This window comes from Pseudomonas sp. MWU12-3103b (genome assembly GCF_023100615.1).
GTDB lineage: Bacteria > Pseudomonadota > Gammaproteobacteria > Pseudomonadales > Pseudomonadaceae > Aquipseudomonas > Aquipseudomonas putida_A.
Map to the genome: position 1 here is coordinate 23,734 of NZ_JALMEY010000022.1, position 13,640 is coordinate 37,373.

At 60.3% G+C, this 13,640-nt stretch carries 13 protein-coding genes; 3 read left to right on the forward strand and 10 right to left on the reverse strand.

The annotated features are described in order from the left end of the window. Window positions 1-3: 3 nt before the first annotated feature. Entirely contained in the window at window positions 4-939 is a 936-nt protein-coding gene (locus tag M0808_RS26155) for a lipid A biosynthesis lauroyl acyltransferase (RefSeq protein WP_247842998.1), read from the forward strand. 35 nt (window positions 940-974) lie between these two features. Next, on the forward strand, window positions 975-2,147 hold the full coding sequence (locus M0808_RS26160) for a patatin-like phospholipase family protein (protein WP_247842999.1): 1,173 nt from the start codon (window positions 975-977) through the stop codon (window positions 2,145-2,147). Between the two features lie 123 nt (window positions 2,148-2,270). Here M0808_RS26160 and M0808_RS26165 read toward each other — a convergent pair whose 3' ends face one another. The 8 genes from M0808_RS26165 to puuE all read right to left on the reverse strand — a co-directional run bounded on the left by M0808_RS26165 (window position 2,271) and on the right by puuE (window position 10,543). Next, window positions 2,271-3,056, reverse strand: coding sequence for an outer membrane protein OmpK (locus M0808_RS26165; protein ID WP_027613346.1), 786 nt, complete (start codon window positions 3,054-3,056; stop codon window positions 2,271-2,273). Window positions 3,057-3,429: 373 nt separating this feature from the next. Further along, window positions 3,430-4,215, reverse strand: coding sequence for an outer membrane protein OmpK (locus M0808_RS26170; protein ID WP_096797020.1), 786 nt, complete (start codon window positions 4,213-4,215; stop codon window positions 3,430-3,432). A 158-nt stretch (window positions 4,216-4,373) separates the two neighbouring features. Then, on the reverse strand, window positions 4,374-5,732 hold the full coding sequence (locus M0808_RS26175) for a nucleobase:cation symporter-2 family protein (RefSeq protein ID WP_047292943.1): 1,359 nt from the start codon (window positions 5,730-5,732) through the stop codon (window positions 4,374-4,376). A 299-nt stretch (window positions 5,733-6,031) separates the two neighbouring features. Next, window positions 6,032-7,348 carry a urate hydroxylase PuuD gene (locus M0808_RS26180; RefSeq protein WP_247843000.1) on the reverse strand — a complete coding sequence of 439 codons (1,317 nt, stop codon included), beginning with the start codon at window positions 7,346-7,348 and terminating at the stop codon, window positions 6,032-6,034. Window positions 7,349-7,399: 51 nt separating this feature from the next. Then, a complete protein-coding gene (locus M0808_RS26185) occupies window positions 7,400-7,903 on the reverse strand; it encodes an ureidoglycolate lyase (protein WP_041068829.1) in 504 nt (167 codons plus the stop codon). Between the two features lie 117 nt (window positions 7,904-8,020). Further along, window positions 8,021-9,016: an allantoicase gene (alc, locus tag M0808_RS26190; RefSeq protein WP_003223166.1), complete on the reverse strand. Its 996-nt coding sequence runs from the start codon at window positions 9,014-9,016 to the stop codon at window positions 8,021-8,023. 88 nt (window positions 9,017-9,104) lie between these two features. Beyond that, the gene (gene uraD, locus M0808_RS26195; RefSeq protein ID WP_247269665.1) at window positions 9,105-9,620 is read right to left on the reverse strand and encodes a 2-oxo-4-hydroxy-4-carboxy-5-ureidoimidazoline decarboxylase; all 516 of its coding nucleotides are present in this window, start codon (window positions 9,618-9,620) and stop codon (window positions 9,105-9,107) included. Beyond that, window positions 9,617-10,543 carry an allantoinase PuuE gene (gene puuE, locus M0808_RS26200; protein WP_039769896.1) on the reverse strand — a complete coding sequence of 309 codons (927 nt, stop codon included), beginning with the start codon at window positions 10,541-10,543 and terminating at the stop codon, window positions 9,617-9,619. The genes uraD and puuE overlap by 4 nt, the downstream gene beginning before the upstream one ends. Before the next feature lie 421 nt (window positions 10,544-10,964). On the opposite strand from puuE, the gene uraH reads away from it, so the two are divergent. Then, a complete protein-coding gene (gene uraH / locus M0808_RS26205; protein ID WP_003223171.1) occupies window positions 10,965-11,318 on the forward strand; it encodes a hydroxyisourate hydrolase in 354 nt (117 codons plus the stop codon). 192 nt (window positions 11,319-11,510) lie between these two features. Here uraH and M0808_RS26210 read toward each other — a convergent pair whose 3' ends face one another. Beyond that, window positions 11,511-12,137: a LysE family translocator gene (locus tag M0808_RS26210; protein ID WP_003223174.1), complete on the reverse strand. Its 627-nt coding sequence runs from the start codon at window positions 12,135-12,137 to the stop codon at window positions 11,511-11,513. A gap of 90 nt (window positions 12,138-12,227) precedes the next feature. Beyond that, window positions 12,228-13,577: an NCS2 family permease gene (locus tag M0808_RS26215; RefSeq protein ID WP_027613339.1), complete on the reverse strand. Its 1,350-nt coding sequence runs from the start codon at window positions 13,575-13,577 to the stop codon at window positions 12,228-12,230. Between the last annotated feature and the right edge of the window lie 63 nt (window positions 13,578-13,640).

Below are 13,640 nucleotides of genomic sequence, written 5' to 3' on the forward strand. Positions count from 1 at the left end.
TTAATGGATCGCCCGCGTTTTCGAAGAGCCTATCTTTCTCCCCGCTTCTGGCCGCTCTGGTGCGGTCTGGGGCTGTTGTGGCTGGTCGTGCAGTTGCCGTATGCGGTTTTACTGACGATCGGTCGTGTGCTGGGCGCATTGATGTATCGCGTAGCCGGCGACCGGCGGCGTATCGCCAAGCGCAATCTCGAGCTGTGCTTCCCGGAAAAATCCGCCGCCGAGCGTAAACGCTTGCTCAAGGAAAACTTCGCCTCCACCGGCATCGCTTTTTTTGAAATGGCGATGAGTTGGTGGTGGTCCCGTGAGCGTCTGGCCAAACTGGCCCACGTCGAAGGCCTGGAGCATCTGCAAAACGCCCAGCGCGAAGGCAAGGGCGTGATCCTCATGGCCGCGCACTTCACCACCCTGGAAATCGGCGCCGCGTTGCTCGGCCAGCAGCACACCATCGATGGCATGTACCGCGAGCACAAAAACCCGTTGTTCGACTTCGTCCAGCGTCGGGGCCGTGAGCGGCACAATCTCGATTCGCTGGCGGTGGAGCGTGACGACGTGCGTGGCATGCTCAAGTTGCTGCGTTCGGGCCGGGCGATCTGGTACGCACCGGATCAGGACTACGGTGCCAAGCAAAGCATCTTCGTGCCGCTGTTCGGCATTCAGGCGGCGACGGTGACTGCGACCACCAAGTTTGCCCGTCTGGGCAAGGCGCTGGTGGTGCCGTTCACTCAGGAGCGTCTGGCCGACGGCAGCGGTTACCGGTTGGTGATCCATCCTCCGCTGGAAGACTTCCCGGGCGAGACCGAAGAAGCCGACTGCATCCGTATCAATCAGTGGGTGGAAAGTGCGCTGCGCGCCTGCCCTGAGCAATACTTGTGGGCGCACCGCCGCTTCAAGAGCCGTCCACCGGGCGAGCCGAAGCTTTACCCGAAACGGCGCGGCTGATTCACTCACCCTTTCAAGCACCATGGAGCGTTGCGATGAGCCCAGCGGAACCGGTCACAGGTTTGATTCTTTCCGGCGGCGGGGCTCGGGCGGCGTATCAGGTGGGGGTGCTGGCGGCGATTGCCGAATTGCTGCCGCTGGGCGCGGACAATCCGTTTCCGGTGATCGTCGGCACTTCGGCCGGGGCGATCAATGCGGTCAGCCTGGCCAGTGGTGCCACCGATTTTCGCGCCGCCATCGAACGCCTCACACTGTTCTGGCAGGGCTTTCGCAGTCATCGGGTGTTGCGCAGTGACTGGCCGGGGGTGATCCGTCAGGCCAGCCGCTTTGTCAGTCACAGCCTGCTCGGCATCGGTCGGCAACTGCCGGTGGCGCTGCTCAACAGTTCGCCGCTGCGCGAGCTGCTCAATGAAAAAATGCACATGCCCGGGATCGCCGAATCCATCGCCCGCAAGCAATTGCATGCGGTGGCGGTGACCGCGTTCGGCTACGAATCGGGGCAGGCGGTGACCTTCTATCAGGGCGGCGGCACGATCGATGCGTGGTTGCGCCATCGGCGGATCGGCGTGCCGGCGCAATTGTCGGTGGATCACCTGCTGGCCAGTTCGGCGATCCCGTTGCTGTTTGCCCCGGTGAAAATCGGTGAGGAATATTTCGGCGACGGCGCGGTACGCCAGTCGGCGCCGATCAGCCCGGCGCTGCACCTGGGTGCGAGTCGGGTGCTGGTGGTGGGCGTCAGCGGCAACCCGCGCGGGTTTGATCCGCAGCAGCCGCTGGAGCGCGCCTACAGCGGTCAGCAGCCAACGCTGGCGCAGATTGGCGGACACATGCTCAACAGCACGTTCATTGACAGTCTGGAGAGCGACATCGAGTTGCTGCAGCGTCTGAACCAGTTCAGCCACTTGATGCCCGAGGGCACGCCGACCCGAGAGTTGGGTGTGGCACCAGTGGAGGTGCTGGTGATTGCGCCGAGTCAGCCGATCGACGAGATCGCGGCGCGACATCGACAGGAATTGCCGGCGGCATTGCGTCTGTTCTTGCGCGGCCCGGGGGCGACCAAGACCAGTGGGGCAGGGGTGCTGAGTTATCTGTTGTTCGAGGCGGGGTATTGCAGCGAGCTGATCGACCTGGGACGGCGCGATGCGTTGGCCAAGCGTGAGGAGTTGTGCCGGTTTCTCGGGATCACCGAGGCGGTCGCGCCCACCTGATATTTGTGCTGAAGCCATTCGCGAGCAAGCTCGCTCCCACATTGGTTCTGTGTTGGTCACAAAACCAGTGTGGGAGCGGGCTTGCTCGCGAAGGCGTCCTTGCAGACGCCACTGATACCAGGATCAGAAGTGGAACTTCACCAGGAAGCTGGTCACGTTCTGATTGGTGGTGAACGCACGGGTGTCGTCGATCCCGTACTTGTCTTTCCAGTAGTCGTATTCAACACCGACGTACAGCTGCTTCTCGCCGAAATTCAGCGCCTTGCCCAGGTCGTATTTGACCTGTGGGTTGAAGTGCAGGTTGGCGTGGTATTCGCCTTTGCTGTTGACGTCGTTGTCGACCACCCAGTCCATGAAACCGTCGATCAGGATGTTCGAGTCGCCAACCGGAATGGTGTAGGACCAGACCGGGGTGATCTGCCAGACGTTGTCACCGGCGCGCGAGCCTTCGGTGTGGCGCTGGTAGAAGTTCAGCTGGAAGTAGTCGAAGCCTGGAATCGCCAGGTCAAAACCCGGGCCGATCAGGTACGACTCGACGTCGCCTTCACCGAACTCGTAAGTCATCGCCAGCAGCACATCCTTGACCGGACCGAATTCGATCTTCTGGTCGAGGATCTTGCCCAGCGACAGGCGTGGGCTGAATTCGCCATAGTAAGTGTTGTTGCCGACGCCGCCATCCGGCTTGCCGTTGTAGAAGATCTTGTCGACGAACAGGAAGTTGTCCCCGTACTTCCAGGCATCGGCGTGCTCGAAGGTGACGGTCTGCTGGATCGCCGGGTTGACCTTGAAGTCTTTGCCGTAGAGGTAGGTCAGGCTGTTGTTCTGCCATTGCAGCAGGCCGTCGGCCATGGCCTCGCCGCCGGCCAGCATCGATCCCGCGAGCATCAGGCTGGTGCACATACGTTTCATTCGGTTGCTCCCAAAGTAGGTGTTCCACGTTTATTTTTTTAAGATCGGCGCTCTGGTGTGGCGCCTTTTTTCGTCGCTGCAAAAGTCATCCGATCGGTCAGCTTCGCTGGTGATAGCAAGAGCTGGGCCAACGCTTTCGAAAAGCAAAAAAACGCCCGTTCGGCTGCTGAAAAACAGTCGATTGCGCGTGTTTTCGGGATGCCTCGGTACTGACCGGGGCCGGGATAAGTTGGCTTGTCGGTCAGGAATTAAATCCGGGCTTTTTTTTAGACCGAATTCAAGAGGCCGCGGAGAATACTGACTCCTCGGCCAGCTCTCAAGTGCCCCGCAACAGAGCACCGACGACAGGTATGGGGCACGGTTGCGGGCCATCTCAGAAGTGCACCTTCACCAGCAGGCTGGCGGTGTTCTGGTTGGTGTCGAGGTTGTGGCTGCTTTCGACGCCGTATTTGTTCTTCCAGTAGCTGTATTCGGTGCCGACATACAGCTGCTTGTGGCTCCAGCCGAGGGCTTTGCCGAGGTCGTATTTGATCTGTGGATTGATGTGCAGGTTGGCGTGGTAGGTGCCGCGCGAGTTCTGGTCGTTGTCGACGACCCAGTCCAGATAGCCGTCGATCAACAGGTCGGAATTGCCCAGCGGCACGCTGTACGACCAGCCCGGGGTGATCTGCCAGACGCCGTCGCCGGGGCGCGGGCCTTCGGTCTGGCGACGGAAGATGTTCAGGGTCACGTAGTTGAAGCCGGGCACCTTGAGGTCGAAGCCGGGGCCGATCAGGTAGGCCTCGCTATCGCCTTCGCCGTACTCGTAGGTCATCGCCAGCAGCACGTCCTTGATCGGGCCAAACTCGATTTTCCGGTCGAAGATCTTGCCGAACGAGAAGCGCGGGGTGAATTCGCCGTAGAAGGTGTGCGGGCCTTTGTTGCGGTCTTCCTGACCGTTGTAGAAGATCTTGTCGACGAACAGGAAGTTGTCGCCGTACTTCCACTTGTCGGCGTGCTCGAACGTCACCGTCTGCTGGATCGACGGGTTGATCGCGAAGTTCTTGCCGTACAGGTAGCTCAGGCTGTTGGTCTGCCACAGCAGTAAATCGCCGGCCATGGCCTGACTCGCGGCCAGCAGGCCGCCACTCAACAGAACGCTGGTTTGCGTGCGAATCATCGGTTGCTCCCTCTTGTTTTTATTGTTGAGGCAGGGTGTTGCACAGTCCCTGTGGGAGCGGGCTTGCTCGCGAAGGGGGCGTGTCAGTCGATACAAATGTTGAATGACATACCGCTTTCGCGAGCAAGCCCGCTCCCACAGGTTTTGTGGTGATTCCGTTAATGCTGATGTGCGTGGCAGTCGTTGATCGCTGCGCGTTCGGCGCCGCCGAGGATGTTGAACAGCAGATTCAACGTCAGCGCGCTGAGCGTGGCCATGGCGATGCCACTGTGGGTGATCGGGCTCATCCACAGCGGCAGATGCGCAAAGAACTCCGGACGCACCACCGGGATCAGGCCCATGCCGATGCTCACCGCCACCAGCAGTTGATTACGCCGGTCGCCGATGTCGGCTTCTTGCAGGATCTTGATCCCGGTGGCAGCAACCATGCCGAACATCGCGATCGCCGCACCGCCCAACACCGCCGGCGGAATCGACGCCACCAGGAATGCCGCTTTCGGCAGCAGGCTGAGCACGATCAGCAGACCACCGGCGACGATGGTCACCGAGCGGCAGCGCACGCCGGTCATCTGCACCAGGCCGATGTTCTGCGCGAACGAGGAATGGGTGAAGGTGTTGAAGAACCCGGCAACGAACGAGGCGCCGGCATCGCACAGCAGGCCACGCCGCAGCATCCGCGGGCAGACTTCCTGACCGGTGATCTTGCCCAGCGCCAGGAACATGCCGGTGGACTCGACGAAGATGATCACCACCACCAGGCACATCGACAGGATCGGCGCCAGTTCGAATTTCGGCATGCCGAAGTGCAGCGGGGTGACGAACTGAACCCATGGCGCGTTAGCCATGCCGCTCAGGTCGACCATGCCGATCGCACCGCAGAGCACGTAGCCCAGGCACATGCCGATCAGTACGGAAATATTGACCCAGAAACCGCGCATGAAGCGGTGGATCAACAGAATGGTTGCCAGCACCAGGGCGGCGATGGCCAGATAAATCGGCGAGCCGAATTGCGCAGCGGCGGCACCGCCACCGGCCCAGTTCACGGCCACGGGGAACAGCGACAAACCGATCGAGGTGATGACTGTGCCGGTCACTAGCGGCGGGAAGAAACGCACGACCTTGGACATGAACGGCGCGATGAGCATGCCGAAGAACCCGGCGGCGATGGTTGCACCGAAGATCCCTTGCAGACCGATACCGGGCATGCCGGCCATGGCGACCATGCTGCCGACCGCCGCGAAACTGGCGCCCATCATCACCGGCATGCGGATGCCCATCGGGCCGATACCCAGCGACTGGACGATGGTGGCGATACCGGCGACCAGCAGGTCGGCGTTGATCAGGAAGGCAATTTCTTCACGACTCAGGCCAGCGGCCTGTCCGATGATCAACGGCACCGCGATGGCACCGCCGTACATCAGCAGAACATGTTGCAAACCGACCAGGATCAGTTGCAAAAGGGGCAAACGCTGAATGGCGGGTGCGTCGGGGATGCGCGCTTTGGACAGCTCGGACATGCAACACCTCGGATCTTTTTTATTCTTGTGATTGAACAGCTGCCGGGTGGCTCACAGCTGTCCTTTTGCATCATTCATATGCTTGGCTGGAGGCATTTTGTGGCGAGGGGATTTATCCCCGATGGGCTACGAAGTAGCCCCAAAACCTGCAACCGCGTACATCAGGCAGATTGCGATTGCCAGGTTTGCGACGGCTGCGCCGCCGATCGGGGATAAATCCCCTCACCACAGGTAGATCCTCAAGCACAGGTAAATCCCTTCACCCCAAAAGCCTGCTTTTACACAGGCTTTTGTCTGGCTCAGTTGGTCTGGGCTCCCTGGGCGATCCATGCACCGATCAGGTCACGTTCCTGCTGGGTCATCTGCGTGATGTTGCCCAGTGGCATGATCTGCGTGGTGATGGCTTGCGCCTGGATCCGCGCCGCGTTCTGGCGGATCTGCTCGGGGGTGTCGAACATCACACCGGCGGGCGCCGCGCTGAACAACGGGCTGGTCGGTTTGGCCGAATGGCAGACCGCGCAGCGTTCCTGGATCACGTTGTGCACCTTGTCGAACGCAGGGCCTGCGTTGGACGCTTGCGCCGGTGCCGCAGCAGGGGCTGATGCTGGCGCTGCAGGTGCCGCCGCTTCAGCCGGTTTCGCGCCACCGCCCAGTGCCGTTTCCGGCAGTGGCTGGTACTCGATTTTCGCGGGTGCCTTGGCCACGTCCGGCGCGGTTGGCATCGGCGCAGGGCCGGTGACGTACGCCAGGGTGATCATGCCCACCGCTGCCACCGGCAGGGTCCAGGCAAACTTGTGGCTGTCGTGACGGGTGTTGAAGTAGTGACGCACCAACACCGCCAACACCGCGATCCCGGCCAGAATCAACCAGTTGTACTGGCTGCCATAAGTGCTCGGGAAGTGGTTGCTGATCATGATGAACAGCACCGGCAGGGTGAAGTAGTTGTTGTGACGCGAACGCAGCAGGCCTTTGGCGGGCAGCGCCGGGTCCGGCGTGCGGTTCTCGGCAATCGCCGCGACCAGTGCACGCTGCGCCGGCATGATGATGCGGAACACGTTACCGACCATGATGGTGCCGATGATCGCGCCGACGTGCAGATACGCACCACGACCGCTGAACACCTTGCTGAAGCCATACGCCGCGCCAATGATCAGCACGAACAGGATAAAGCCGAGCAGGGCGGGTTTCTTGCCCAGAGCCGAATCGCAAAGGAAGTCGTAGATGAACCAGCCGGCGATCAGCGAACCGATGCCGATGGCCACGCCTTCAGGGCCGGTCAGGCCGCTGCCGGGTGCCACGAGGTAGAGCACGGGGTTGGAGTAGAACACCACGCACAGCAGCGCGATGCCCGACATCCAGGTGAAGTAGGCTTCCCATTTGAACCAGTGCAGGTTCTCCGGCATCGACGGTGGGGCCAGTTTGTATTTTTCCAGGTGATAGATACCGCCGCCGTGGATCGCCCACAGATCACCGGCAAGACCGGTTTTCGGGTTGACGCGGTTGAGGTTGTTCTCCAGCCAGACGAAGTAGAACGACGCGCCGATCCAGGCCACGCCAGTGATCATGTGAACCCAGCGCACGCTCAGGTTCAGCCATTCCAACAGATGTGCTTCCACAGTCTTTACCTCTCGCCTGTCACTCTTGTTGTCGAGTGATCAGACCTTCTCTTATTGGTGGGGGGCGAGGATCAAACGCTCATCCTCTTTGAAAAAATGCTCATCGCAGTTATTGCCTGTGCCACTGCGATCAACCACCAGGAAGTCATCCCGCTTTTCGATCGTCAGCACCGGGTGGTGCCAGACGCCGCGATGGTAATTGATGCCCTGCCTGCCGTTGGTGACGAAGGCGCGGACCAAGCCTGATACAGGTACATCGCCAAGTGGCGCGACCACGATCAGAAAGGGGTTGCCGAGCAGCGGAATGAAAGCCTGGCTGCCCAGCGGATGGCGTTCCAGCATGCTCACGGTCAGCGGCATGTCCTGCGCGTCGGCGCGGAAGATGCTGATGATCGCGTTGTCCTCAGGCGTAGCGGTTTCGACCGTCGCCAGTTTGTGGAAGCGCATGGTCGAACCGTTGTTGATCATGAAGTGGTCGCTGCCGTCGGTTTCGATCACGTCACCGAAGGGGGCGAAGGCTTCTTTGGTCAGCGGTTCAATCTGTAGTGTGCGCATGCTGTTCTTCTTATCCGAATTCTGTGTTGTTTGATCTGACGCTTTCGCGAGCAAGCTCGCTCCCACAGGAATTGCGATCAATGTGGGAGCGAGCTTGCTCGCGAATGGTCGCGCCGCTTACTTCGCTACCTTGCCGAGAACGCGCAGGCGGCTCACACCACCGTCCGGGAACACATTGAGGCGGATGTGGGTGATCGGGCCCAGTGCCTTGATCTGCTCGACGAAGGTGTGTTCGGCGTGCATTTCCAGCTTCTGGCTCGGCAGCAGTTCACGCCAGAACAGCGACTGGGTTTCGATCTGGCTGTCGGTGCCGCCCTTGACGAACGCGCCCTGGATCGAGCAGGTGTCCGGGTAGTTGCCCTTGAAGTGCAGGGTGTCGACGATGATTTTTTCGATCTCGCCCGGGTGGCCCAGCGCGACGATCACCCAGTCATTGCCCGGGGTGCGACGACGTGCGGTTTCCCAGCCGTCGCCCATGTTGATGCCACGGCCCGGGTTGAGGATGTTGCTCATGCGGCCGAAGTGTTCGTCGGAGCAGGCGAGGGCGCGGCCACCGTTGAGGGCTGCTGCCAGGTCAACCTGTTCGTTGTCCCCAACAGCCGACCAGTCGCGGAACGGAATGCCGTACACGCGCAGACGGGCGACACCGCCGTCCGGGTAGATGTTGAAGCGCAAGTGGCTGAACGCTTGGTCATTGCTGATTTCGTGGTAGTGGTGGCTGTTGCCTTGCAGCTCGACGGCCGACAGCACTTCAGTCCACTGGGTGTTTTCGTCCGGCTCGCCCGAGGCCAGGAAGCACGCTTCCAGCGAGGCCGATGGCGGGAAGTTGCCGGTGAAGAATGAGGTGTCGATGTCCACGCCTTTGATCGAACCCGGTACGCCCAGACGGATCACCGCGCTGTCGTAGCCTTCAAAGCGCTTGCGACGCGATTCCCAGCCGTCCATCCACTTGCCGTTGTCGTCGAACACCCCCTCCTTCCACACGGCCGGGGTCGGCTGAAACAGACGATTGGCGTCTGCGAACCAGTCATCGGTGACCGAGATGATTTTGGTGCCCAGACGGGCATCGGCCAGGTTGACGAACTTCTCGAAAGGTACGGCGTAAGCTTTCATTCTTCTTGTCTGCCTTTAATAAGTTGGCTGGGGATGCTTGCAAGGCCCTGGGTGCTCTCCGCGTTTGACGCACTCGGGCCATGCTTCGCTAGAGAGTCAGTAAACGGAACAGGGCGATCTTGTTGATCTCCGCCAGCGCGCATTTGAATTCGGTGTCGACCGAGTTGTGAATGCGCGTTTCGAACGCCGCGAGGATCTGATGCCGGTTGCTGCCTTTTACCGCCATGATGAAGGGAAACTTGAACTTGGCCTTGTAGGCGTCGTTCAGCTCGGTGAAGCGCTGGAACTCTTCGGCCGTGCATTGGTGAATACCGGCGCCCGCCTGTTCATTGGTGCTGGCTTCGGTCAGTTGGCCCTGGACGGCAGCTTTGCCGGCCAGGTCCGGGTGAGCGTTGATCAGTGCCAGTTGACTGGTGTGATCGGCGCTCAACAGGATGTCGCTCATGCGCTGGTGCAGGGTTTCGATCTCGTCGATCGAGGCGTCCACGCCCAGGTCGTAGGCCTTCTCGGCTACCCATGGCGAATGTTCGTAGATGTCGGCGAAGGCTTTGACGAAAGCGTCGCGGCTCAGGCTCGACGGTTGCAGGGTTTGAAAGCGGCTCATTTGGCGGCCCCTTGGTACGGATGGGTTTCGTGCCAGTGACGCGCGATGTCGACGCGACGGCTGAACCACACCTGTTCATGACTTTTGGCGTATTCGATGAAGCGCTTGAGCGAGGCCAGACGCGCCGGACGGCCGATCAGCCGGCAGTGCAGACCGATCGAAAGCATCTTCGGCGCTTCGGCGCCCTCGGCGTACAGTACGTCGAACGCGTCTTTGAGGTATTCGAAGAAATCGTCGCCCTTGTTGAAACCCTGCACCTGGGTGAAGCGCATGTCGTTGGTGTCGAGGGTGTACGGGATCACCAGGTGCGGTTTGCCGGTCGGGTTGTTCGGTTCCCAGTAGGGCAGGTCGTCGTCGTAGGTGTCGCAGTCGTAGAGGAAGCCGCCTTCTTCCATCACCAGGCGCCGGGTGTTCGGGCCGGTGCGGCCGGTGTACCAGCCCAGTGGGCGCTCGCCAGTGAGTTCGGTGAGGATGCGGATCGCTTCGAGCATGTGCTCGCGCTCCTGCGCCTCGTCCATGTACTGGTAGTCGATCCAGCGGTAGCCGTGGCTGCAGATCTCGTGACCGGCTTCAACCATCGCGCGGATCACGTCCGGGTGGCGCTGTGCGGCCATGGCTACGGCGAAGATGGTCAGTGGAATGTCGAATTCCTTGAACAGTTTCAGAATCCGCCAGACGCCGGCGCGGCTGCCATACTCGTAAAGCGATTCCATGCTCATGTTGCGTGCGCCTTGCAGCGGTTGAGCAGCGACCATCTCGGAGAGGAAGGCTTCGGATTCTTTGTCGCCGTGCAGAATGTTGCGCTCGCCGCCTTCTTCGTAATTGAGCACGAAGGACAGGGCGATGCGCGCGTTGCCCGGCCAGTGTGGGTGAGGAGGGTTACTGCCGTAACCGATCAGGTCGCGTGGGTAGTCAGCGCTCACTGCAGTCTTCCTTCTTATTCGTTGACAGGTTTGTGTAACGGCCTGTACAGGCTGGCGTCACAGCGATGGGCTGATTGTATACAACTTTATTCGCAATTTGTAAGCCTGAATTTTCGCATTTTTCACCGACTGTCATCTTTTGCTGTTAATGGCGTAAACCTGCAAGAAACCTGCCTGATCAGTCAGCTAATGGTTGTGAGGTTCAATAGCAACGCGCTTGAGGGGCAGATCAGGGGCAAACGCCCGAATGGCGGGGATGAGGTGAAAAATGTCGTTTTTATTGTGTACAATTTTTTTGAAAAGTGTCTTAATCAGTCGCTCGCCGCAACTTTTCGTGCTCCGAATCGGTGCGGTCTCCTTTTTACCTGACTTCGGGAGGCGCGAAGTCTGACTGCTCTTTGCGGCCAGGCGCGCAGAATCAATGGGACGTTTGACAACACACGTTTTGGACGCTGCACACGGTTGCCCGGGCAGCTCGATCAAGGTCGAGCTGTACCGCGTTGAAGGTTCGCACCTGGAATTGGTCGCCAGTGCGATTACCAACAGCGATGGCCGGGTCGATGCGCCGCTGCTGCAAGGCGATGACTACCGCACCGGGGTCTATCAGGTGCAGTTCCACGCCGGCGATTACTACCGTGCCCGTGGCGTGCAACTGCCGGAGCCGGCGTTCCTCGACGTGGTGGTGCTGCGTTTCGGCATCTCCGCCGAGCAGGATCATTACCACGTACCACTGCTGATCTCGCCTTACAGCTATTCCACCTATCGGGGCAGCTGACCCCCAAGCAGCTGCCCCCACCGGGAAGCGACTGCGCATATAGCTTCTTTGGTCTTTCGCCCGCTCACACTGCGGGCTTTTTTTCGCCTGGAGGAAAGTGTCGCCTGTTCTGACGCCTTCGCGAGCAAGCCCGCTCCCACAAGGGAATGCATTCCAAATGTGGGAGCGGGCTTGCTCGCGAAGCTTTTGCTGTCAGCGGCTCAACAGCGACGCTGCACCGGCACCACTGAACAATCCGGCACTCACCCGGTTGAACCAGCTCTGCCCCTTGCCGCTGCGCAGATAACGCGCCGCACCATGCGCGCCCAACCCGTAAGCGAGTTTGCAGCACAGGTCGAGCACCACCCAAGTCGCGATCATGATCAGCAATTGCGGGAGGAACGGCTGTTGCGCGCTAAGGAACTGCGGCAGAAACGCGGCGAAGAACAGAATGTCTTTCGGATTGCTCGCACCCAAGACAAACGCACGCCCGAACAGTGTGCGAAAGCGTGGCACTGGTGCGGCTTGTGGCACTTCGGCGCCGACCGCTGGCTGACGCGATTGCTGCCAGCTCTGCCAAGCGAGATAGAACAGGTACAGCGCGCCGACGATTTTCAGGGCGCTGAACAGTTGTTCCGAGGCCAGCAGCAGGGCGCCCAGCCCCAGCGCCGACGCACTGAGCAGGCAGATCGAGGCAATCACGCCGCCGAGAAATGCCGGGTAAGAGCGGCGCAAGCCGTAGTTCAGACTGTTGCTGATCATCAGCAATGACAGCGGCCCCGGAATCAGGATCACCACCAATGCAGCGCCGCTGAACAGCAGCCAGGTTTCCAGACTCATCACTTTGCTCCTTTTTTTGTTGTACTCAAGAATGTGCAAAAGCCCCACCCGCGAGGGTGAGGCTGGTTTGACGCTTGAACCGCGTGACGCTTACAAGAAGATGAACTTGGCGATAAAGATCGCGCAGAGCACCCACAGGCTGACGGAAATTTCCTTGTACTTGCCGGTACCGGCCTTCAACGCCACGTAGGTGATGAAGCCCAACGCAATGCCATCGGCGACCGAGAAGGTCAGTGGCATCATGATCGCGGTGACAATCGCCGGGATGGCGTCAGTGGCCTCATCCCATTCGATGTGCGCCATGCCGCCCATCATCAGCATCGCGACATAAATCAGCGCACCAGCAGTGGCGTAAGCCGGAATCATCCCGGCCAGCGGTGCGAAAAACATCGCGGCTATAAATAGCACACCCACGGTGACTGCGGTAAGACCAGTCCGACCACCAGCCGCTACACCTGCGGCACTTTCCACATAGCTGGTGACGGGCGGAACGCCGACCACCGCACCGAAGACGCTGGAGGCGCTGTCGGCTTTCATCGCTCGGGAAAGGTTTTCGATACGTCCGTCTGCGTTGACCAGATTGGCGCGCTGGGCCACACCCATCAGGGTGCCGGCGGTGTCGAACATGTGCACGAAGAGGAAAGCCAGGACCACGCTGATCATGCTGACGTTGAACACGCCCGCGACGTTCATTGCCATGAAGGTCGGTGCCAGGCTTGGCGGGGTCGACATGATCCCTTCGTAGTGCACGATGCCCAGGCCCCAACCGGCGAGGGTCACGGTGATGATGCTGATGAGGATCGCACCGAAGACTTTGTGGTAGCTGAGGATCGCGATCATCAGGAAGCAGATCGCCGCCAGCAGCGGGCCGGGTTCACGCAGGGAGCCGAGTTTGATCAGGGTGGCCGGGCTGTCGACGACAATGCCAGCGGTTTTCAGACCGATCAGCCCGAGGAACAGGCCGACGCCAGCGCCCATCGCAAAGCGCAGGCTGACAGGGATGCTGTTGAGCAGCCATTCGCGAATCCGCGAGAAGGTCAGAATCATGAACAACACACCGGAAACGAACACCGCACCAAGCGCGGTTTCCCAGTTGTAGCCCATGGTGCCGACCACGGTGTAAGTGAAGAAGGCGTTGAGGCCCATGCCCGGTGCCAGGCCCACCGGCCAGTTGGCGTACAGGCCCATCAGCAGGCAGCCGAGTGCGGCGGCGATGCAGGTGGCGACGAAGGCTGCACCGTGATCGATCCCGGCATCGGCCATGATGTTCGGGTTGACGAAGATGATGTAAGCCATGGTGATGAAGGTTGTCAGACCGGCAATCAGCTCGGTCTTCACCGTGGTGCCATGCAAGCTGAGTTTGAAGATGCGCTCCAGCACGCCTGTGCGTAAGGGCGGCGAGAGTTCCAGCGTCGATGCTTCGGATTTGCGGCTTTCCACAGCGAGTACTCCTCAAGAGTTTTATTGTTATTTCCAGGGCCGGACCCATGAGGGGTGGCAGCA